Genomic DNA, 20,063 nt, shown 5'->3' on the forward strand with positions numbered 1-20,063 from the left:
GACACGGCGGATGCCGGGTCGCAGGCGGCGTGGTGTCGTCGAAGTCTACCGAGCAGACGCCCCTGCCGACTGGGTGGGAACCCTGAAATCATCCCCGGGTATGACCTCGGCGCCGTGGCATCCACCTGGAGGAGTGGATGCCACCACGCCGTCGTGGTCCGAGCCGCGGTTCAGGCCGCGAGAGCCTCGAAGATCGCGCCGTTGAGCCGGAAGGAGGCCTTGGCCTCCTCGATCAGCACGTCGACCTGTCCGGGGCGCAGGGCGAGCGCGTTCATCGCCTCGCGATAGCGCCGCTTGTAGCGCACCGGGCCCTCGGCTCCGAGGTCGAAGTCGTAGAAGGAGAGCTGCTCCGGCGTCGCGCCGTAGTGGCGACCGACGAGCGCCGCGATGGCCTGACCTCCCGAGAGGTCGCCGAGGTACCGGGTGTAGTGGTGTGCCAGATAGCGCATGTCGTCGTCGGAGATCGAGCGGAGATGCGCGGCGTAGGCGGCGGTCGCGGGCAGGGCCGGATGCGTCTCGCGCCAGTCGGCCGCGCCGAGCGCCGCGAGGTCGGCCTCGATCGCGGGCAGGCGGGCGAGCTTGGGATCGAAGACGTCGGGGTCGCCGGCGCGGGCGCCGCGCTCCTCGAGCGCCTCGTAGACCCAGCCGAACTGCGCGAGGTAGCGCGTGTAGTCCTCGAGGGTGAGCTCGCCGCCCATCAGCCGGGTGATGAACCCGCGGCTCTCGGCGTTGCGGTGGTCCTCGGCGGTCGCGGCGCGGACGAGGGCGGCGACGTCGACGGGCTCGGTCGCGGGCGCGGCCCCGGCGGGGGGAGCGATGGTCATCGGTCGCGTCCTTCGTTCGATGCAGGATAAGTTAGCCTCACCTTACTACCCGCTTCCGAACGGTGATCGTCGACACTGTCGGTGGGCGAGGGTAGCGTGCGCCGCATGGAATACGGGTTCATCTACACCGGCAGCGATCCCGAGGTCGCGGTCGAGCTGTCGAAGCTCGCCGAGGCGCACGGGTGGCACGGCTTCTTCGTCTGGGAGGGCATCTGGGCCACCGATCCGTGGGCGACGCTCGCCGCAGCGGCGGTGAGCACCTCGACGATCCGGCTCGGCACGATGCTCACGCCCGTCCCGAGGCGTCGGCCGTGGGAGCTCGCCGGCCAGACCATGACGGTCGACCGGCTCTCGCACGGTCGGGTCATCCTCTCCGCGGGGCTCGGGGTGCCCGAGGCCGTCGAGACGCGATTCTGGATCTTCGAGTCCGACCCCGGTCGGCGGGAGCGGGCCGAACGGCTCGACGAGTCGCTCGAGATGCTCGAGCATCTCTGGCGCGCCGAGCCCTTCACGTTCGACGGAGCGCACTACCGAGCGGCGAGGACCGACCAGATGCTGCCGCTGCCCTCCGTCCAGCAGCCGCGCATCCCGACGTGGGTCGTCGGCGTGTGGCCGCGGCCGAAGTCGATGCGCAGGGCCGCGCTCGCCGACGGGTGGATTCCCAACTTCGCCCCTCCCGGCACCGAGATCACGCCCGAGGCGCCCGGCTACTCGCCCGCGATCGCGCGCGAGGCGATCGACTGGATCCGCCGCGAGCGCGAGGCCGCAGGCCTGGGCGACCGGCCGTACGCGATCACCCAGGAGGGCACCACGAGCGCGACGGACGCCGTGGCGGCCGCATCCGTCGTCACGCCCTGGGCCGATGCCGGCGTGACGTGGTGGCTGGAGTCGGACTGGAGCGTTCCAGCCGACGAGGTCGAGGCGAAGGCGCGGGTGCGCATCGAGGCCGGGCCGCCGGCGGCCTGACGCTCCGACCGTCACTCCTGTACGAGGACCGCCCCGCAGCGCCAACACGGAGCGGCGCCGACGCCCTCGACCAAGGCTCCGCAGGCGTCGCACACGCGGGCGAGCCAGCAGACGGCTTCGCCGGCATCCGACGGGCCGGCGTCGAACGCATCGGTGTCGACGGCGTCGGTGTCGAAGGCAGCGGTGTCGCAGACGTCGTCGCCGGCCGGCGCGTTCGAGGCTGGATTCCCCATGACCCATGGTCTCAGCGGGCGAGCATCGAGCGCCATGACGTCGTTCGATCGCCGTGCGGGCATCGGCAGCCTCACGGACGTGGTCGCCATGGCGGCCAGCGTGTCGCCTTCCGCCCCGTCCCAGTGCGCGTTCCCGTTTCGTCTGGTCTTGTCTTGTCTCGTGCGGAAGAAGGGACTTGAACCCTCACGCCCGAAGGCACAGGAACCTAAATCCTGCGTGTCTGCCGATTTCACCACTCCCGCGAGTGCCCTTCAGTCTAGGCGTGCTCCACCGGCCCACCCGAGACGCTGCTCGACGCGGCATCCGTCGGTCCTTGTGGTGGACGGATGCCGCGTCGGGACCGGTTGCGGGTCGGCGCTACGCGTCGGACCTCAGGCGGTGCGGAGGCCCGGCATGAGTCGCACGTCGGCCACGACCGGGAAGTGGTCGGACGGGTACTGTCCGTCGACGGGCTCGGCGACCGTGAACGCCGCCTCGACCGAGACCTCGGCGCCGTGGTTCACGAGGATGTGGTCGATGCGCCGGTCGATCTCCTTCGTCGCCTCGAGCGGGGCGAACGGCACCGCCGAGCTGAGGGTGACGGCGTGCGCGTCGCCGTGGCCGAGCTCCCACGAGTCGTGCGCGACGGCCGCGAGCGGAGCGAACTCGGGTTGGCTCGCGTCGCAGTTCAGGTCGGCGAGGAGAAAGGTCGTGATCGCGGCCGACGCAGCGGGGTCGTGTCGGGCGTCGGATCCGGACTCGGCGGGACGCCCCGCTTCGGCCCCCGCGATCACGCGGGCGAGGGCGCTGGTCTGTGCGACGTGATCGTCGGCGTACTCGGGCTCCCACTCGGTCGCCGCGACGATCACGCGGAGCGGGGCATCCGGATGCCGCAGCTCGGCTTCGAGCGCGACCGGCGCGACCTGGCGATGGCTGATGGGCAGCTCGTGGCGTCGTACCGAGGAGATGGGCCAGCGGCTGACCAGGCCGACGCCCATGCGCACGCCCGCCTGGTCGGGATGTTCGGGTGGTTCGGGAACCGGGGGCAGCGACGGGCCTGCGAACGCCGCATGCAGTCCGAGCCGTTCGGCGATGAGGTCGGCCTGCGAGGCGTCACCGACCGACCAGCACTCCTGCAGGCCGAGCACGTCGGGCTCCAGCCGGTCGAGCGTCGCCAGGATGCCGCGCTCCCGGTCCCGCCAGTCGGGATCGAAGCGCCAGAGCACGTTCCAGGTCATGAGCCGCACATGCCGCAGGGTAGGCAGGCTCGCAGGATTCCCGAAACCCCTTGACGTCGTGGCGTCACGGCCGCGTCGCCCGAGCCTGCTGTGGGGAAGGGTCGCACCCCTCCAGCCCGGCGGACGATCGGGCTGGAGGGGTGCGAGTCAGGAGGCCGGGATCAGCCGGCGTAGGTCTCGAACTCGGCGACGCGCGGGGTCGCGCGCGAGGCCGTGATCTCGAAGTTGACCTTCGTGAGGGAGGTGGGTGCGAACGTGATCGTGCCGGCACCCGTGCCGGTGGCCAGCACCGCACCGGTGTCGTTGTTGGTGACACGCCACGCGGTGATGTTGCCGACCGCTCCGGATGCCTCGCGGATGACCACCGACGAGACCGTCTTGGCCGAGCCCCACTTGACCGAGATCCTGCCGGTCGCGCTCGTCGGCGACCAGTAGGTGCTCGTGGAGCCGTCGATCACGTTGCCGAAGCCGGTGCCGCTCGCCTTGCTCGATCCGTCTGCCCCCGCGCCGAGGCTGAGGTTCGTGCCGGTGGGCGGCGTCGTCGGCGGAGTGGTCGGCGGAGTCGTGGGCGGGGTCGTCGGCGGCGTGGTGGGCGGCGTGGTCGGGTCGGGGTTCTGAGGCGTGCACGAACCATCCGACACCTTGAGGCCCTTGTTCGCGCCGGCGGTCGCGGCGACGACTCCGGGCACGCAGGAGGCGGAATCGAGGCTGAACGCGTACGGGATCGACACGGTCGTCGTCGAGACCGGGTTCGGTCCGGCGGGGTTGTTGTCCCCGCTGCGCGCCGACCACGTGACGTTGTCGAAGATGTTCCCGCTGACCTGCCACGTGCCCGCGGCGTCGGTGTAGAAGGTGCCGAGCACGTCCTTCGAGTCCTCGAAGTAGTTGTTGTCGACCTTCGCCTTCGCCCCGGCGCGCGAGTTGATGCCCGACTCGTTGAGGCTCACGTAGTGGTTGTTGTAGATGTGGGCGATTCCACCGCGCAGCAGGGGCGCGCGGGAGTCGATGTTCTCGTACAGGTTGTGGTGGAACGTCACGAACCCGTTCGACACGTCGCTCTCGCTGGAGCCGATCAGGCCACCGCGACCGGAGTTCTTCAGGACGCTGTACGAGAGCGTCACGTACTTCGTGTCCGCCTTCATGTCGAACAGGCCGTCGTAGCCTTCGCTCTCGCCGCCAGACGCCTCGAGGGTCGAGTGGTCGACCCAGACGTTGCGGACGCTCGACTCCATGCTGATCGCGTCGCCGCCGTTCGAGATCGGCGATCCCGACTTCTTGACGTTCTTGACGTGCACGTTCTGGATGATCACGTTGCTCGCCTCGCGGATGTGGATGCCCACCTGGTCGAACGTCGCGCCGGCGCCCACGCCGACGAGCGTGACGTTGCTGATCTGCTTCAGCTCGATCACGCCGTCGGCGGTGTTGCAGCTCGCGCCCGACACCTTCGCCGTGTTCGCGACCGTGATGGTGCCCTCGACCTGGATCGTGATCGGGGTCGAGGCGCTCGCGCGGCCGCACAGCGCGGCGTGGATCTGGGTGCCGGTCGTGGCCTTCACCGTGGCACCCCCGGCGCCGCCGGTGGTGCCGCCGTTCTGGGTGGCGAACCCGGTGGCGCTGCCGGTCGCGGCATTCGCGGCCGGGAGCGCGACCCCCAGCACCCCCGCCGCCGCGACGATGGCGCCCGCTGATGCGGTCGCGATGATTCTGCGGACGTTGTTGCGTTTCATGCGTTCGTTCCTTCTCATCGTTGAGTGGAGCACTCGTACATCGAGCCCGGGCGTGCAAGAGCTCGCCCTTCGTGGTCGGTTCCGACCGAAAGCCCCGCTCGGCGTCCGCTCCGAGAAAGCGCTTTCTCGGGCATCTTATGGTGAACGGACGCCTCGACTCAAGGCCTTCCTCGTATTCGCCTCGGTGGGAGCGGCGTGTGGATAACTTCACGCCCCTCGATCGCGGTCACCCCAAGATGGGGGACATGACCGACGCCGTGCGCACCATCACCGACCGGGTGCGCACCCGTGTCCTTCGGGAGGGCGTCGACCTGTCACGCGACTCGGGCGCCGCGGCGCGCTTCACGCGCGAGGAGGTTCGTCGCTACAGCGAGCGGGCCCTCGCCGGGGCGCATGCCCAGCTCATCGACGAGCTCGCCACGGTGCGCGACGTCGAGGCGGCGATCACCGGGTACGGGCCGCTGCAGCCCTTCTTCGACGACCCGGAGGTCGAGGAGATCTGGATTAACGGTCCGACGCGGGTGTTCGTCGCGCGCGACGGCGTCGCCGAACTGACGACCGTGGTGCTGAGCGACCGCGAGGTCCGAGAACTCGTCGAGCGGATGCTGCAGCACAGCGGTCGCCGCGTGGACCTGAGCTCCCCGTTCGTCGACGCCTCGCTGCCGGACGGGTCGCGCCTGCACGTGGCGATCCCCGACGTGTCCCGGACGCATTGGGCCGTGAACATCCGCAAGTTCCAGCGCCGCATCCGCACCCTCGACGCCCTCGTCGGGCTCGGCTCGCTGACCTCCCACGCGGCCGCCTTCCTGAGTGCCGCGGTCACGGCAGGCTCGAACATCCTCGTCTCCGGAGCCACGCACACCGGCAAGACGACCATGCTGAACGCCCTCATGTCGTCGGCTCGCATCGGCGAGCGCGTGATCACGATCGAGGAGACGTTCGAACTCGACCTCGACGTCCGTGACCTGGTGTCGCTCCAATGTCGTCAGCCCAGCCTCGAGGGCACCGGTGAGATCTCGTTGCGACGCCTGATCAAGGAGTCGCTGCGCATGAGGCCCGATCGACTCATCGTCGGGGAGGTGCGCGAGGCCGAGAGCCTCGACCTCCTGATCGCCCTCAATTCCGGGCTCCCGGGGATGTGCACGATCCACGCGAACTCGGCGCGCGACGCCCTGGTGAAGCTCTGCACGCTGCCCCTGCTCGCGGGGCGCAACATCGACGCCGCATTCGTGGTGCCGACGGTCGCCGCGTGCATCGATCTCGTGGTGCACCTCGGGATCGACGCGGCAGGGCGCCGCAGCGTCATCGAGATCTCGGCGCCGACCGGGGACATCCACCGGGGTGCGGTCGAGGCGGAGTCGATCTTCGCGACGGTCGACGGCGCCCTTCAGGCCACCGGTGGCCGCCCTCGGCGCGTCGAGAAGTTCACTGGGGCCGGAATCTCGCTGGATCAGCTCCTCGGCGGGGTGAGCATCGCATGAGCCTCGTCCTCGGCGCACTTCTCGGGGTGGGCGTCCTCCTCCTGCTCGCGCCCCTGCTCTGGCCGGCGAATCCAGGCATGCGGGCCTCGAAGGCGTCATCGGTCGGTCGTCGCCTGCACGACGACCTCGCCCTCGCAGGGCTCGGCGACGTGCCCATTCCCGTCGTCGCCATCGTGTGCGGGGTGGTCTCGATCGCACTCGGAGCGATCGCGCACGCCATCATGCAGGTGCCCACGATCACCGTCGTCGCGGCCCTGCTCGGCGCCGCGGCCGTCCCGCTCGCCATCCGCTCGCGCGCCGACCGCCGCCGGGCGTCGAACCGGTCGGTCTGGCCCGACGTGGTCGACCACCTGGTCGCGTCGGTGCGCTCCGGGATGCCGTTGCCTGAGAGCGTCGGAGCCCTCGGGGTCCTCGGTCCCGCCTCGACCAGGGCTGCGTTCGCGCGATTCGACGCCCAGTACCAGCGCAGCGGCAACTTCGGCCTCGACCTCGACGAACTGAAGGCGGCGCTCGCGGATCCCGTGGCCGATCGCATCCTCGAGACCTTGCGCATGGCACGAGAGGTCGGCGGCACCGAATTGACCGCCGTCCTCCGCAGTCTCGCCGGCTACCTCCGGGAGGACGCCGCGCTTCGTGCCGAGGTCGTGTCCCGTCAATCGTGGATCCGCAATGCGGCACGGCTCGGCGTCGCCGCGCCCTGGGTGCTCCTCGTGGTGCTCTCGTCTCGCCCGGAGACCCTCGCGGCCTACGGTTCGCCGGCGGGTGCGGTGCTGATCGTCGTCGGCGTCATCGTCACGGTGGCGGCCTACCAGGCGATGACCGCGCTCGGGCGGCTCCCCGAGGAGCGACGATGGTTCCGCTGAACGCGACGGTGGCCCTCTCCATGCTGAGCGGAGTCTTGCTGGGGTTGGGTGCCTGGTTCGTCGTGAGCGCGATTCCCCGGATCGGCCGTCCGCGCCTCGCCGAGCGGGTCGCACCGTACGTGGCCGACTTCTCGGGCGAGGCTCGCGAGGTGCTCGCCCGGCGCCCCGCCGATCCGGCTCCGGTGTTCGGCGTCGTCATGGGACCCGTCCTGCGACGGTTTCGAGGGCTGCTGACGACCTGGTTCGGCGGTGGCGAGGAGGTCTCGCGACGCCTTCGTCAGGCCGGCGCCGCGCTCAGCGTCGAACGGTTCCGTGGTGAGCAGTTGGCATGGGGAGGCGTCGCATTCGCCATCGCCACGGCGCTCGCCGTCTGGGCGCCCGGTTTCGCGACGGTACCCCTTCCCGTTCGGGTGGCGGTGCCGGCGCTCGCTGCAGCGGGCGGGGTCGTGGCGCGCGACTGGATGCTGCAGCGCAGTGTTCGGCAGCGCAAGGCTCGCATCTCGGACGAACTGCCGACCGTGCTCGAGTTCCTGACGCTCAGCCTCACCGCCGGTGAGAGCATGCTCGACGCCGTCCGACGTGTCGCCCGAACCGGGTCGGGCGAACTCTCCGGCGAATTCTCCGTCGTCGTCTCCGCCGTGGGCGCGGGCGTGCCGCTCTCCGTCGCGATCAGGCGCCTTCGCGACGACCTGGATCACGCGGCGCTGTCCCGTGCCCTCGATCAGGTGCTCGGCGCCCTCGATCGGGGTGCGCCCCTTTCGGCGGTCCTCGCCTCGCAGGCCGGTGACGCCAGGGAGCAGGCCAAGCGCACGATCATCGAGCTCGCCGGGCGCAAGGAGATCGCGATGCTCGTGCCGCTCGTGTTCCTCATCCTCCCGATCACGATCGCCTTCGCGCTCCTGCCCGGGTACCTCGTCCTCCAGGCCGGCTTCTGATGCACCCGCACCCGCTCCCAACCCACCTGCGCGCCACCCGCGCTCACGAAAGGAACACCCATGCGCAAGCTGTTCTCGAGGCCCGACCTGATCGGCGACGAACGGGGGGACGTGCCCGGATGGGTGCTCATCACATTGATGACCGCCGGCCTGCCCGTCGTAGCGCTCTAGGGGTAATCGCCCCTGCTTCCGAGGTAAATCGGGGCCCGTAGATGGTCAGATCGCTGCCCGCGCGGGGCTATGCCTTGGTCGGAATGGCAAGGTCCTTTTCCTCCGGACTCGCCCAGCGCAGGTAGTACGCGAAGTACGGATCAACGAGGTCGAGGCGGGAGTACTCGATGCTGTACTCCAGCACCGGCTCCCCTTCGATCTTCGTCTTTGCGATGTCCGTCATCTGATCGAGCACGTTCGTGATCTCGTTGCTCTGAGGCATGCCTGACGCCAGAAGGTCTCGAAGGGACGCTCGAATCTCGTCGTAGCTGAGCGTCGTTCGAGGCCCGGTGTTTGCGATCGCCGCCAATACGGCGCCATAGATGTCGGTTACGACACCAGATTTGAGCGTTCGCGGCAGCCGGTCCCTTCTCGTTCGCGGGCCGTTCTTGAGCAGGTCGAAAGCCGACTTCGACGTCGCGGACGCCTGCTTCTCGAAGAAGCTCGGCCAGTCAGGCTCGATGAAGGCTGCTCGGAGCACACCGCCTTCTCGATTCACCTTGCAGAGGTTCAGGCAGTGCATCTGCATGAGGTGGGGGCTACCGAAACTCTCATTCGCCAGCTTGAGGCTGATGGCGTCATCCACCGTTACTCCGAGCGCTGCGAAGCCCTGCGAAGCGATCAGCTGAAGGTCCTCTACGCTCCACTGAGCTACCGGGAACGGGGTGACGCGACCGGTCATCTCCTTCTCGACGCGAACCACGTCGTACGCGCGGTGCGGGACAGCAGCGACAACGACGCCGAGGCCATCGAAGATCAGATCCTTCAACCCGCGAATGATCGGCAACTGCTGGTCCGGGGGAATGTAGTGGAAGTCGTCGATGTAGATCACGCGCTTCGTCTTGCGAAGCGCAGCGCGAGCGGCGCTTCGAGAACTCGCCGTACGCGATCGCGTCACTCCGCGGCCAGTCGAACGGTCGTTCTGGGTGCTCGCTGCGCCTTGGACGAACCCGGCGCTGGCACCGCCCGTCATTCCGAATCCGTCAGTATCCTCTGTCGACAAAGACAGCGAGTGGTCGGTGAAGACTTCGAGTTCTTCGCAGACCGATTCCCAGAAATCTTCGGCAGTTTCGATTGCGCCCCCCGACAGCAGGATGGGATCGGGGACCAAGCGGCGAATCAGGACAGTCTTGCCCGATTTCGTCGGTCCGGACACGGCCAGGAGCGGCTTCTGGCGGCCCTCCAGCCAATCGGCCAGCGCCTCTTCAAGGTTCAGGTGATCGCGTGAAACGTAGGTCTCGATGGGAAGTCCACCTGGGATGAACACATCGTCGGGGCGTGGCGGCATAGTGCCCATACTGATGGTTCGCGGCGCGTCGCTCCAACATCGGCGCGCCGCGCACCCGGAGATCAGCGTCATAGAGGCCGTGGACGGGGTCAGTCGGCAAGTGCATCGATAGTTACGACCAGTGCTGCCGATAGCGCTCGGGATGCTCGGCGAACTCCACGAGGACGGCCACGCGGTCCTCGTGGTCGGTGTGCAGTTCGAGACTCATCGGCTTGCCCGTTCTCGGGTGCGGCGCAATGGCCTCGAAGAACGGCAGGCGAGCGCCGGTGAGATGCTTCTGCTCGATCCAGCCGAGCCGCCGCCCGTCGTGCCAGACCTCCCAGCGGGCGATGACGCCGCGAGGGGCGGTGACGGGTCGAAGGTCGGGCACGATGCCAGCGTGGCGCCGACCACCGACACTGGTCAGGCGTGCGGCGGGACCGGGAGCAGCGCTCGGAGTTCGGCGGCGGCGGACTCGGAGAGGTGCGAGGCGAGGGCGTCGAGAGCCTTCCTTGCGGCGTCCGGGTCCGGCGGCAGCGGTTGGCCGAGTAGTGCCGCCGTCGAGGCGTCGGAAGCGACGAGGTGCGCCCACGGGGTCGGGTTCGGTTTCCGGCGGCCGGCCACGGCCCACGCGCGCAGCCTGTCGAGTTCGAGGCCACGGCTGCCTCTCGTGCCGTCCGGATCGAAGTGGGCGAACACCGAGCGTTCGAGCAGCGTCGGGCCGACCGACCCCACGGCCTCGTAGACGGCGGAGTCCGCTGGGCAGAGGTGGCCCTCGATGTGGTTCGGTCCTCGGCCACCGAGCGCGATGATCGATGCGCGGAACGAGGACCATGTGCCGCCAGCCTCGGCGTCGGCGACGCCGCAGAGCACGCAGCCCGAGCCGTCTGGGCAGGAGACTCGGCCGCGTGGCCGGGGGATCGAGGCGCGGCGCTTGGCGAGTAGCGCAGCCCGCCACGCCCGATGCGAGGTGACGGCGTTCTCGTGCGCCTCGGGGAGCAGGTGCGCCCATGGCCTCGACGCGCACGTGCTCGGGTCCCCGCCTCGGTGAACGGGGGAGTAGATCTCGGACCAGTCGGCGATGCCGCCGAGCCCGAGCCGGTTCGTCAGCGTTGCCACGTCGTCATCGTCCATGACCGGATCGGTGAGCGGATCCCCGAGGGCGTCGAGGCGGAACAGGGCGACTCGGATGCGATCAGCGAGGATGCCGCCGACCCGAGCGGCGACGGCCGGGTGCGCGGCGTACAGCGTGGCGGCGCGGTCGAGTGTGGCCGCGCAGGTCGAGCAGGTCGCGAACTCGATCATGCGGGGCGGATCGGCTCGGCCGGGTTCGCCGGGGCGTGGCGGTCCGCCCCAAGCGTCGGCGCGCGCATGGGCCTCGGCGACGGTGCGCTTCCATGCCTCGGCCTCGGCGATCTGGGGGCGGTAGCCGTGCGAGGGCATCGCTTCGATGCGTGCAGCGTCGGCAGGGTGAACGGCTCGGCCGCAGTAGCGGCAGGCGAGGGCGTCGGCGGGCAGTGGGCGCAGGTAGGTCGTCATCGTGGCTCCGGTCGTCAGAATCGGTTGAGGGCGTCGGCGTCGAGATCCTGCCAGTGCTTCCGGCTGGGATCGCGTAGTGGCGGGCTCGGATCCGTGGTGGTCGCCGCGACCGGCTTCGGGCGGGGCTTCGGAGGCGGTGTTCGCGCGGCGCGGGCGGCCTCGGCCTCGACTCGTTCGCGCTCGGCTTGCTCGGCGAGCGAGCGGGCCAGGAGGTGGCTCGCCGACTGCGCTGGACGGGCTCGGATCATGGTGTGTCCTTCCATGCCTCGGGGTCGATGAACCACCGATGCTCGGTCCCGGTGAATCTCGTGATGCAGTGCCGGTCGTGGTCGAGCCTGATCGTGACCGGCAGCCGCCACCAAGCCACCGGTGTGACCTCGGGGTCGAGGCTGATCTCGGCGACCTGATCGCAGAACCGACAGGTGCCGGTGAAGCCGCTCTCGATGCGCAGCCAGTACCGGGCGAGCACGTCGGCCGGTGCGTCGCGGCGGAGCGTCGGCAGATGCACCCATGCGTCGCCGTGATGCCAGAGCGTCCAGCCGGGGCGGACGGTGCTGGCGCTCACCTCGGCCGGGGTGATCCCGGTGGCGGCGTCGAGCGCGGCGACAGCGGCGGCTCGGTCATCGGCGCTCACAATGCCTCCACGTCGTAGGCGCTCGGGTGCTCGTCGGCAGCGGCGAAGTAGTCGGCGGCGAGGCGCTGCTGCTCGCGCTCGATGTCGCGCCCGTGGGCATCCCGGTAGGCCTCGATGCGTCGTTCGCGCCGGATGCGGTCGGCAGCCTCGGCGAGCGGATCGTTGAACGCGATACGCGGAACTTCCATGGGGTCAGGAAGCTCCATGGACCCCGCTGGCCGAATCGCGTTTCGAAGTCGTCCATGGGATCGGGGTCGTCCATGGGATCGAGCGCTCATCGCATCGTCCAATCGTCGTCAGGGTCGAGGTCGAACAGGGCGGGCTCGACCGGGGGAGAGATCGGGGCTGGCGCTCGCCGAGATCGAGCGCGCAGAGCGTCGTAGGACCGATGGCAGGACGAGCAGAGCGGGCGGTAGTCCCGGAGGTCGGTCGAGAATGTCACCGCCCTCCCGGACGCGTTCCTGCCCTCGACCGGAGCCCGGCAGGGGTAGCACGCCCACGCGGTCGCCGGGCGCTCGTTGCAGATGATGCATCGGTGCCGGGAGGCCGAGCCGCGCTCGCGGTGGAGGCGGCTATGGATCGCCGTGTAGGTGGTCGAGGCGTAGCAGGTGGCGAGGCCGACGATCTCGGCCGACCCGAACCGAGGTTCGAGTCTCGACGCTAGGAGGCCCGTAGGAGCGTCGAAGACACGTCTGCCCCCAACTACACTGGGGCGGGCTCGTTCGGCCGGGAGCGGGCCGCCTACGGCCGGAGAGACTGGGGTCTGGGTGACGGTGTGCATCGATGGATCACGGTTCCGTCTCATCGCACTCGCAGCCCTCGGCGTCCGGCGCTGGTTCGCGGTCGATCACGTAGCCTGCGGCACGACCTGCCGCGATGGCGATCGCAGCCACCTCGTCGTAGCCACGAGCGCCCCAGCGGTCGAGGTACGCCGAGAGCATGGAGCCCATCTCGATGGTGTCGACCAGGGCCTCGTGATCATCCAGCAACCACGCTTCATGGCTCTGCATGAGACGCCTCCCGCAGGGTCGAGTTCGGCAGTGGGTCTCGCGCCCCTCGCATGTCGGCCGCGCAGCCGGAGCAGTAGCCGGAGGGTTCGATCTTCGAGTGTGAGCACGACGAGCGACGCTTCCAAGCCCGAGCAGCGGAGAGGACTTCCGCGAGCGCATCGAAGTCCCCGTCGCTGGTGTCGTTCCTCGCCAGCGCGGACATGCGTCGAAGTTCGGTATGGAAGTAGTCGCCAGCGTCGTAGGTCAGCGCATCGGCGTCGATGAACTCGATGATCAGCGCAGCGTCGTCTTGAGTGAACTCGACGTCATCGCCACTGGGGCGAAGGTCGAGGATCACCTCATCAGGCTTCGCTTCCGACCGGTCTGCCAGTCTGAGCAGCATCTCCGAGATCGCCGCACGGCGATCCTTCCTGAGGTCGTAGGACGCCGGGGGAGCGTCCTCAATCGCGACAAGGCCGTCTGGTGTGCGGCGGTCGCCGTATGGGGCGCGCTTCGGCACTTCGGGAGCATCGATCTCGGCGGGCGCATCACCCTCATCGCGAAGCGCATCGCGATTCGCGGAGGGGGGTTGATCTTGATCTTCCTCCTGATGTTCCTCCTTAGAACCTCCTTGGGTCCCCAATGCGTGGGGACCATTCTCCGAATCAGTGGGGACCATTCCCGAATCAGTGGGGACCTTTCCCGAATGAGTGGGGACCTTCTTCTCAGCGCGTTTGGTCCCCACTGGTTCGGGGGCTTCCAGTCCCGGCCGCAGCGGCTCGCCGTGTTCATCGCGGAGGGCATACACAGCCGCCCCCGAAGCGTTGCCACCACCGATCTGGTCGATCACGCCCGCCTTCGAAAGCACCCCGGTGGCGTACTCGACGGCCTTGATCCCAGCCGCGTTCTCCTGCTTGCCAAGCGCGCGGGTTCGTTGAGCCATCGTCAGCACCGCCCACGGCTCGGGGTCGTCATCGAGGGCTCTCAGCGCCATGCGGGCGTATAGGCGCATCGGGACGGCGGCGAGCCCGATCCGTGCACCGACCTCGTATGCGGAGAGGGTGAGCCCTGCGCCCATCAGATGTACCGCCCGAGGATCGCGGCGATGCGCTCGGCCCGCTCGTCCGTGATCGGGGGAGCCTCGGCAAGGGCGCGTGCGACGAAGGCGGCGCGTTCCTCGGCGACGGTGGTGTCGAGGTTGGCGCTCATCGCGGCTTCACCGCAGCGGCGAGGTCACTGGCTCGGACGCGCAGATCGCGGGGCCCGAGTCGGACGGCGAGAAGGTGGCCGTCTCGGATCCACCGCTTGATGGTCTCGGGGTGCTTGCCGGTGCGGGCTGCGACCTCGCGGACGGTCAGGAGTTCGAGCGGATCGTTGCCGAGTCGGACAGTGGGGAGGTTGGGGGTGTGGGTTCTGGGCAAGGCGTCTCCGAAGAGCGGGACCGGGGTCCGGGTCCCTCACGGCTTGCCTTTCAACTGCTGCTAACTGTACCCGATATGTCGCCGCATAAATAGCCTCTGATCGGGGTATTAGTCACTTGAACAACGTTAGGCGACGGTGGCAGTCCCTGCTTCGAGTTCAGCGTCGCCGTCGAGCCAGCTGAACTTGATGCGGCCGAGGTCGGGGATCGGCTGGCCGTTCTTGTCGTGTGGGCGGCGGCCGGGGCGGCCCTTGCCAACCGTGACGATGAGGCCAAGCTCCTCGATCACGCGGCGCTGCTCCAGCAGGGGCATCCGGTTCCATGCGCGCTCGACCGAGCGGGCGAGCACGAGGTCGGTCAGCGGGCTCTCGCGCCGCATCGCACCGAGGCGGGCGGCGAGGGCATCGATCCGCTCCGACAAGCCGGTGACCTGGGCTCGGGCTCGGCGGCGATCGAGAAGGCCGTCAGCGAGCAGGTCGGTGACATCGGCGCGGCGCTTGCGGAGGTCGGCAAGCTCCTTCTCGACCGGCTCGGTATCCGGGGTCTTCCGGAGGCTCCTGAGCACCTTCTTGTCCGAGAGGTGCGCCACGATGAACTCGTTCACGGCGGGCTCGATGTCCCGAGTGAGGATCGAGACGCACCAGCCGGTCGTGCAGGTGTAGGTGAGCCGCATGTGCGCAGCCCGGTCGGCACCCCGGCGATGGGTCTCGGGTCGAGCGAGCATCCGCGATCCGCAGACACCGCAGCGGAGCAGGCCGCTCAGGAGGTGCTTCGTCTTGGTGCTCCATGAGCCTGCTCGGGCTCGGCCTTCGCGCGTCTCGATGTAGTCGCTCCACGTTCGCGCATCGATCAGCGGCTCCCACTGCGGGGCCACGTTGATCGGCTGGCCCTTGTACGAGACGATGCCCGCGTAGTGCTCGTTGCGGAGCAGTTGCTGCACTCGGGCCATCGACCACGGCCCGCCGAAGGTCGGCACGCCGCGCTCGTTCCAGTCATTCGCGATGGCGTAGTAGGAGTCGCCCTCGATGTACCTGCGGTAGCCTTCGCGGACGATCGCCGCCTCGGACTCCACAACGGTGACCTCGGTCTGGCCCTTCTCGCGGAGGTACCCGTACGGCCGGTTGCTGAAGTGCCAGTGCCCGCTCTCGGCGCGCTGGATGTTCGAAGCCTTCTGCCGGAGCGCCTTCTGCTCGCCCTCGTATTGGCTCCATGCCGCGACCGTGCGGGCGACGGCGCGGCCGGCCGGGGTCGAGAGGTCGAGGCTGCCAGCGGTGACCATGAAGACCGGCACCTCCTGTGCGATGACCTTCTCCAGATCGCTTGTGAGGCGCAGGAGGCGGTCTTGGTGCCACGCGACGATCGCCTCGGGGCGGTCGCGAAGCATCGCCTCGAATGCAGGCCGGGCCTTGCCGTTGGTCGCCGAGATGTCGTTGTCGATGTAGACCTTCGTCACGGTCAGGCCTTGGCGTGCAGCGAGTTCGCGGCAGTCCTTCCGCTGGCGCTCGACGCCGAGTTGCTGACCGGTGCGGTCCTGCGAGATGCGCAGGTAGATGACGCAGGTCTCGGGACCGATGGCGTCGAGGCTGGGGTGGGAGTAGCGAGTCACTTCCAGATAATACCCCCAGAGCGATAGGACGGGGCTGGTCATCGTGATCTGGGGGCTCGCCGGCCCGGCCCTCGAGGGCGTGTTCGAGCAGGCGATCGATCGGGTCACCGGATTCTGACGGGCTCGTCGTTCGCGCGCCTCCACCGTGTCGGGAGGCGCCTCCAGGAGGAGCGAGGCTCGGCGGTGGCGGAGTTCACGCTCGTCGGCGTGCTGCTCGTCCTGCTCGCGCTCGCCGTCGTGCAGTTGGCGCTCTCGCTCCACGTCCGCAACACGCTGCTCGACGCCGCGGCGGAGGGTGCCAGGTTCGCCTCGCTCGCCGGTGCATCGTCCGCCGAGGGCGTGCAGCGCACCCGGGACCTCATCGATGCGGCGATCGCGTCTTCGTACGCCGAGGACGCGACCGCTGCCACGGTCTCGATCTCGGGCGTGCCGGCCATCGAGATCAGGGTTCGGGCGACGCTCCCGGTCATCGGCCTCCTCGGCCTCGCGAACGGACTGGAGGTCGCCGGGCATGCGCCGATCGAAGCGGTGGAGTGAGCGACACCCCGAGGGCGGTGCGAACCCGCTGGCCGAGGAATCCGGCTCGGCATCGCTGGAGTTCCTGACGGTCGGCCTCCTCCTGCTCGTCCCCATCGTCTACCTGGTGCTCAGCGTCGCCGCCATCCAGGCCGGAGCCTTCGCCGTCGAAGGCGCGGCTCGCCACGCCGCGCGCATCGTCGCCGACGGCGGCGGCTCAGGCGACGATGCGGCTGCAGTCGATCGCGCGGTCCGCATGATCCTCGACGACTACGGCGTCGACGATGCCGCGGCGAGGGTGGCCATTCTCTGCGAGACGCCGGCCTGCGACCGGGCCGGCGAACGCGTCGAGGTCACGGTGAGTGCACGGATACCGCTTCCGCTCGTGCCCGATGTATTCGGCTCCCAGCCGGTGGCGAGCGTTCCGGTCGATGCGATGGTGACCCAGACGGTGTCGCGGTTCGCGGGCGCGAGATGACCACGGCACGTCGTCTCGATCGCCGCATTCGCGATGACGGCGGCTCGACGCTGCTCATCACGATCTTCCTCTCCATGCTCGCGATCATGATCGTCTTCGTCGTGGTTGCCGCCTCCTCGCTCTACCTCGAGCGGAAGCGGCTCTTCACCCTTGCCGACGGCGCGGCGCTCTCGGGCGCCGAGGCCTGGAGCCTCGACCAGGTGAGCCTCGATGGCGATGCACTCGATCTCGAGCTCGATTCGCAGGCGGTGCACCGAGCTGTCGCGTCGTACCTTTCCGACGCCGGTGCGCCTGCCGCAACGGTCGAGCTCGTGGAGGCCGCCTCGCGCGACGGTCGAAGTGCGACGGTCACGCTCCGAACCGAGTGGCATGCGCCGATCTCGACCGACCTCCTCCCGATCGCCGTACCGATCGAGGTCACGACGACCGCCCGCTCGGTGTTCCATTGAGGAGGAGCGGCGCGACGGGCCGCGCTCAGTCGCCTCGGGCCTCTTCGGCCGGCAACGGCCGCTCGTCGGTGCCTCGCGCGCCCCGACCTCGAGAACGAGCCCCCGAGTGCGGCACGTACCTCGGCACGTAGCGCCACAGGATGGCGGCGCCGACGAAGCCGAGGACGCCCATGGCGGCGCTCGCCGCCATGATCGAGAACGCCGACGTGATCGCGGCGATCGCCAGGGGGGCGCCGGCCTGACCGGCATCCGCGATCGTGCGGAACGCGCCGAGGAACGGGGCCGGGTTCGCCTTCGGCGCGAGGTCCGCGCCGAGCGTGAGGATCACGCCGCTCGAGAGCCCGTTCGCCACGCCGAACAGCACGGCGATCGCCGTGAACCAGCCCGCGGCATCCGGGGCATCATGCGTGAAGGCGAGCACGAGGTGCCCGACGCCGAGCCCGAGCAGCCCCGGGATCGCGCTCCACAGCCGGCCGAACCGGTCCATGACCTGCCCGCTCACGTAGAACAGGGCGAAGTCGATCGTCGCCGAGACGCCGATGACGATCGCGGCCGCCTCCGGCGCCATGCCGATCGACACGGCCCAGAGGGGCAGGATCACCATGCGACTCGCGCGAAGGGCGGCGAGCAGCCCGACGCCGGTGCCGATGCGGGCGAGCACCGCGCGATGCGTGACGATCGCCCGGAACACGCCGTGCGACGCGGCATCCGCTTCGCTCCGGCCCGCCGAGTCCTGAGAGTCGGGTGACCCCGCGTCGGATCCGCCGCCCGCAGTGGCGGGCCGCGCGGACGTCGCCGAGTCCGCCGAGGCCGCCGCGCGGGCGTGCCGCACCGCCCCGAACACGCGTTCGGGGTCGGGCAGCACGAGCAGCACGAGCACGACGACGGCGCACGCGATGACCAGCACCCAGAACACGGCCTCGCTCGAGCCGGTGGTGGCCAGCAGGAGGGCGGCGATGAACGGGCCGATGGCCCAGCCGCCGCGGAACACTCCCGCCAGGGTCGACAGCGCGCGGGCGCGCACCCGCTCGGGCACGTAGCTCGTCAGGAACGCGTGCCTGGCCAGCCCGAACACGGCGGTCGAGAGGCCGACGAGGAGCACCCCGATGCCGAGCGCCGGGAGCGTGGGCCAGGCGAGCGCGATGAGCACCCCGACCACGGTGAGTGCCGAGGCGCCGATCATCGCGGCGCGTTCGCCGATGCGGGCCACGAGCCAGCCGGCGGGCAGGTCGCCGATGAGCTCGCCCACCATGATCATCGCGGCGATGAGGCCGGCGAGGGCGATCGAGGCGCCGCGCTCGGTGGCGACCACGGGGATGACGGGGATGATCGCGCCCTCGCCGATCGAGAAGAGGAGCGTCGGCAGGTAGGCCGGGAGGATGATCGAGCGCCAGGTGAACGAGGGCGTGGTGAGGGTCATCGCCTTCGACGCTACACCTGCCCCGAACCGCGGGCGGCGGGCCGACGCCCGCCCGACTAGGCTGGGGGAGCCATGTTGGATCTTGACCTCACGCAGGAGATCGCCGCGCTGCGCTCCACCTTCCGCGACATCAGCGCCGTCGTCGACGTCGAAGCCCTCGAGGCCGACATCGCCCGACTCTCCGAGGAGGCGGGCAAGCCCGACCTCTGGGATGACACCGCGAACGCGCAGAAGGTGACGAGCGCGCTCAGCCACCGCCAGTCCGAGCTCGCACGCGTCAGGAGCATCGACTCGCGCCTCGACGACCTCGAGGTGCTCATCGAACTCGCGAACGAGATGGGCGACGAGGATTCGGCCGCCGAGGCGCGCACCGAGCTCATCGCGCTGCAGAAGACCATCGGCGACCTCGAGGTGCAGACCCTGCTCGACGGCGAGTGGGACGACCGCCCGGCCGTCATCACCATCCGTGCCGGCGCGGGCGGCGTCGACGCGGCCGACTTCGCCGAGATGCTCATGCGCATGTACCTGCGGTGGGCCGAGCAGCACAAGTACACCGCGACCGTCATGGACACGAGCTACGCCGAGGAGGCCGGCATCAAGTCGGCGACCTTCGAGATCGATGCGCCCTACGCGTTCGGCACGCTGAGCGTCGAGGCCGGCACGCACCGGCTCGTGCGCATGAGCCCCTTCGGTGCCGCGGGCAAGCGCCAGACGAGCTTCGCCGCTGTCGAGGTCATCCCGCTCATGGAAGAGGCGCAGGCGGTCGAGATCCCCGAGAACGACATTCGCGTCGACGTGTTCCGCTCGTCGGGCCCCGGCGGCCAATCCGTCAACACGACCGACTCCGCCGTTCGCCTGACGCACCTCCCGACGGGCCTCGTCGTGTCGATGCAGAACGAGAAGTCGCAGATCCAGAACCGTGCCGCCGCCATGCGCGTGCTGCAGTCGCGCCTGCTGCTGCTCCAGAAGGAGCAGGAGGCGGCGCAGAAGAAGGAACTGGCCGGCAACATCACCGCGAGCTGGGGCGACCAGATGCGCTCCTACGTGCTCGCGCCGTACCAGATGGTGAAGGACCTCCGCACCGACTACGAGGAGGGCAACCCCTCCAAGGTGTTCGACGGTGATCTCGACGGCTTCATCGCCGCCGGCATCAAGTGGCGCAAGCGCAAGATCGAGGACTAGCCGGGCGGCGGCGGGCCCGCCGAACGACCCTGAATGCCCGCCGCCCTTTCTTCCCGGGCGCCGGCGCACGCGTGCCTTCCGATCTCGTCGATCGTTTCCGCGCCGT

The 20,063-nt window shown here is 69.5% G+C and carries 24 protein-coding genes and 1 tRNA gene; 8 read left to right on the top strand and 17 right to left on the bottom strand.

Annotation, left to right across the window (positions count from 1 at the left end):
- Positions 1 to 170: 170 nt before the first annotated feature.
- On the bottom strand, positions 171 to 824 hold the full coding sequence (locus GQQ95_RS15810) for a biliverdin-producing heme oxygenase (RefSeq protein WP_157428584.1): 654 nt from the start codon (positions 822 to 824) through the stop codon (positions 171 to 173).
- Between the two features lie 105 nt (positions 825 to 929).
- On the opposite strand from GQQ95_RS15810, the gene GQQ95_RS15815 reads away from it, so the two are divergent.
- Positions 930 to 1,790, top strand: a complete 861-nt coding sequence (locus GQQ95_RS15815) for an LLM class flavin-dependent oxidoreductase (RefSeq protein WP_157428585.1) — start codon at positions 930 to 932, stop codon at positions 1,788 to 1,790.
- 11 nt (positions 1,791 to 1,801) lie between these two features.
- On the opposite strand, the gene GQQ95_RS15820 is transcribed toward GQQ95_RS15815, so the two are convergent.
- From GQQ95_RS15820 to GQQ95_RS15835, 4 genes are all read right to left on the bottom strand, one after another.
- A complete protein-coding gene (locus GQQ95_RS15820; RefSeq protein ID WP_157428586.1) occupies positions 1,802 to 2,023 on the bottom strand; it encodes a hypothetical protein in 222 nt (73 codons plus the stop codon).
- Between the two features lie 161 nt (positions 2,024 to 2,184).
- Positions 2,185 to 2,266, bottom strand: a tRNA-Leu gene (locus GQQ95_RS15825).
- A gap of 129 nt (positions 2,267 to 2,395) precedes the next feature.
- Positions 2,396 to 3,241 carry an endonuclease/exonuclease/phosphatase family protein gene (locus GQQ95_RS15830; protein ID WP_157428587.1) on the bottom strand — a complete coding sequence of 282 codons (846 nt, stop codon included), beginning with the start codon at positions 3,239 to 3,241 and terminating at the stop codon, positions 2,396 to 2,398.
- Positions 3,242 to 3,402: 161 nt separating this feature from the next.
- Positions 3,403 to 4,968 carry a pectate lyase family protein gene (locus GQQ95_RS15835; protein WP_157428588.1) on the bottom strand — a complete coding sequence of 522 codons (1,566 nt, stop codon included), beginning with the start codon at positions 4,966 to 4,968 and terminating at the stop codon, positions 3,403 to 3,405.
- 245 nt (positions 4,969 to 5,213) lie between these two features.
- Here GQQ95_RS15835 and GQQ95_RS15840 point away from each other — a divergent pair, with 245 nt between their 5' ends.
- The 3 genes from GQQ95_RS15840 to GQQ95_RS15850 are packed head-to-tail and all read left to right on the top strand — an operon-like array spanning position 5,214 to position 8,247.
- On the top strand, positions 5,214 to 6,449 hold the full coding sequence (locus tag GQQ95_RS15840) for a TadA family conjugal transfer-associated ATPase (RefSeq protein WP_157428589.1): 1,236 nt from the start codon (positions 5,214 to 5,216) through the stop codon (positions 6,447 to 6,449).
- Positions 6,446 to 7,312: a type II secretion system F family protein gene (locus GQQ95_RS15845; protein WP_157428590.1), complete on the top strand. Its 867-nt coding sequence runs from the start codon at positions 6,446 to 6,448 to the stop codon at positions 7,310 to 7,312. The genes GQQ95_RS15840 and GQQ95_RS15845 overlap by 4 nt, the downstream gene beginning before the upstream one ends.
- On the top strand, positions 7,300 to 8,247 hold the full coding sequence (locus tag GQQ95_RS15850) for a type II secretion system F family protein (protein WP_246205586.1): 948 nt from the start codon (positions 7,300 to 7,302) through the stop codon (positions 8,245 to 8,247). Before GQQ95_RS15845 ends, GQQ95_RS15850 begins: the two co-directional genes overlap by 13 nt.
- Positions 8,248 to 8,485: 238 nt before the next feature.
- Here GQQ95_RS15850 and GQQ95_RS15855 read toward each other — a convergent pair whose 3' ends face one another.
- The 11 genes from GQQ95_RS15855 to GQQ95_RS15900 all read right to left on the bottom strand — a co-directional run bounded on the left by GQQ95_RS15855 (position 8,486) and on the right by GQQ95_RS15900 (position 15,912).
- A complete protein-coding gene (locus tag GQQ95_RS15855) occupies positions 8,486 to 9,817 on the bottom strand; it encodes a hypothetical protein (protein WP_157428591.1) in 1,332 nt (443 codons plus the stop codon).
- A 40-nt stretch (positions 9,818 to 9,857) separates the two neighbouring features.
- On the bottom strand, positions 9,858 to 10,115 hold the full coding sequence (locus GQQ95_RS15860) for a hypothetical protein (RefSeq protein ID WP_157428592.1): 258 nt from the start codon (positions 10,113 to 10,115) through the stop codon (positions 9,858 to 9,860).
- 32 nt (positions 10,116 to 10,147) lie between these two features.
- On the bottom strand, positions 10,148 to 11,263 hold the full coding sequence (locus tag GQQ95_RS15865; protein WP_157428593.1) for a hypothetical protein: 1,116 nt from the start codon (positions 11,261 to 11,263) through the stop codon (positions 10,148 to 10,150).
- 14 nt (positions 11,264 to 11,277) lie between these two features.
- A complete protein-coding gene (locus tag GQQ95_RS15870) occupies positions 11,278 to 11,511 on the bottom strand; it encodes a hypothetical protein (protein ID WP_157428594.1) in 234 nt (77 codons plus the stop codon).
- Positions 11,508 to 11,897, bottom strand: coding sequence for a hypothetical protein (locus GQQ95_RS15875; RefSeq protein WP_157428595.1), 390 nt, complete (start codon positions 11,895 to 11,897; stop codon positions 11,508 to 11,510). Before GQQ95_RS15875 ends, GQQ95_RS15870 begins: the two co-directional genes overlap by 4 nt.
- Positions 11,894 to 12,085, bottom strand: a complete 192-nt coding sequence (locus tag GQQ95_RS15880) for a hypothetical protein (protein ID WP_157428596.1) — start codon at positions 12,083 to 12,085, stop codon at positions 11,894 to 11,896. The genes GQQ95_RS15875 and GQQ95_RS15880 overlap by 4 nt, the downstream gene beginning before the upstream one ends.
- A 600-nt stretch (positions 12,086 to 12,685) precedes the next feature.
- Positions 12,686 to 12,907 (bottom strand): hypothetical protein, encoded by a 222-nt coding sequence (locus GQQ95_RS15885; protein WP_157428597.1) that lies wholly within the window; start codon positions 12,905 to 12,907, stop codon positions 12,686 to 12,688.
- Positions 12,894 to 13,964: a hypothetical protein gene (locus tag GQQ95_RS15890; RefSeq protein ID WP_157428598.1), complete on the bottom strand. Its 1,071-nt coding sequence runs from the start codon at positions 13,962 to 13,964 to the stop codon at positions 12,894 to 12,896. Before GQQ95_RS15890 ends, GQQ95_RS15885 begins: the two co-directional genes overlap by 14 nt.
- On the bottom strand, positions 13,964 to 14,095 hold the full coding sequence (locus GQQ95_RS19780) for a hypothetical protein (protein ID WP_281352037.1): 132 nt from the start codon (positions 14,093 to 14,095) through the stop codon (positions 13,964 to 13,966). Before GQQ95_RS19780 ends, GQQ95_RS15890 begins: the two co-directional genes overlap by 1 nt.
- Positions 14,092 to 14,307 (bottom strand): helix-turn-helix domain-containing protein, encoded by a 216-nt coding sequence (locus tag GQQ95_RS15895; RefSeq protein ID WP_157428599.1) that lies wholly within the window; start codon positions 14,305 to 14,307, stop codon positions 14,092 to 14,094. The genes GQQ95_RS19780 and GQQ95_RS15895 overlap by 4 nt, the downstream gene beginning before the upstream one ends.
- A gap of 126 nt (positions 14,308 to 14,433) precedes the next feature.
- Positions 14,434 to 15,912 (bottom strand): recombinase family protein, encoded by a 1,479-nt coding sequence (locus tag GQQ95_RS15900; protein ID WP_170297098.1) that lies wholly within the window; start codon positions 15,910 to 15,912, stop codon positions 14,434 to 14,436.
- A gap of 183 nt (positions 15,913 to 16,095) precedes the next feature.
- Between GQQ95_RS15900 and GQQ95_RS15905 the strand changes: the two genes are divergently transcribed.
- The 3 genes from GQQ95_RS15905 to GQQ95_RS15915 are packed head-to-tail and all read left to right on the top strand — an operon-like array spanning position 16,096 to position 17,355.
- Entirely contained in the window at positions 16,096 to 16,449 is a 354-nt protein-coding gene (locus GQQ95_RS15905) for a TadE/TadG family type IV pilus assembly protein (RefSeq protein ID WP_246205588.1), read from the top strand.
- Positions 16,424 to 16,906, top strand: a complete 483-nt coding sequence (locus tag GQQ95_RS15910) for a hypothetical protein (RefSeq protein ID WP_157428602.1) — start codon at positions 16,424 to 16,426, stop codon at positions 16,904 to 16,906. Before GQQ95_RS15905 ends, GQQ95_RS15910 begins: the two co-directional genes overlap by 26 nt.
- Complete coding sequence (locus tag GQQ95_RS15915) at positions 16,903 to 17,355, top strand: pilus assembly protein TadG-related protein (protein WP_157428603.1); 453 nt, start codon at positions 16,903 to 16,905, stop codon at positions 17,353 to 17,355. Before GQQ95_RS15910 ends, GQQ95_RS15915 begins: the two co-directional genes overlap by 4 nt.
- A 25-nt stretch (positions 17,356 to 17,380) precedes the next feature.
- On the opposite strand, the gene GQQ95_RS15920 is transcribed toward GQQ95_RS15915, so the two are convergent.
- On the bottom strand, positions 17,381 to 18,775 hold the full coding sequence (locus tag GQQ95_RS15920) for an MFS transporter (RefSeq protein WP_157428604.1): 1,395 nt from the start codon (positions 18,773 to 18,775) through the stop codon (positions 17,381 to 17,383).
- A 72-nt stretch (positions 18,776 to 18,847) separates the two neighbouring features.
- On the opposite strand from GQQ95_RS15920, the gene prfB reads away from it, so the two are divergent.
- Entirely contained in the window at positions 18,848 to 19,957 is a 1,110-nt protein-coding gene (gene prfB, locus GQQ95_RS15925; RefSeq protein WP_157428605.1) for a peptide chain release factor 2, read from the top strand.
- Positions 19,958 to 20,063: the final 106 nt, after the last annotated feature.

It is taken from the genome of Agromyces salentinus (genome assembly GCF_009749395.1).
Classification (GTDB): domain Bacteria; phylum Actinomycetota; class Actinomycetes; order Actinomycetales; family Microbacteriaceae; genus Agromyces; species Agromyces salentinus.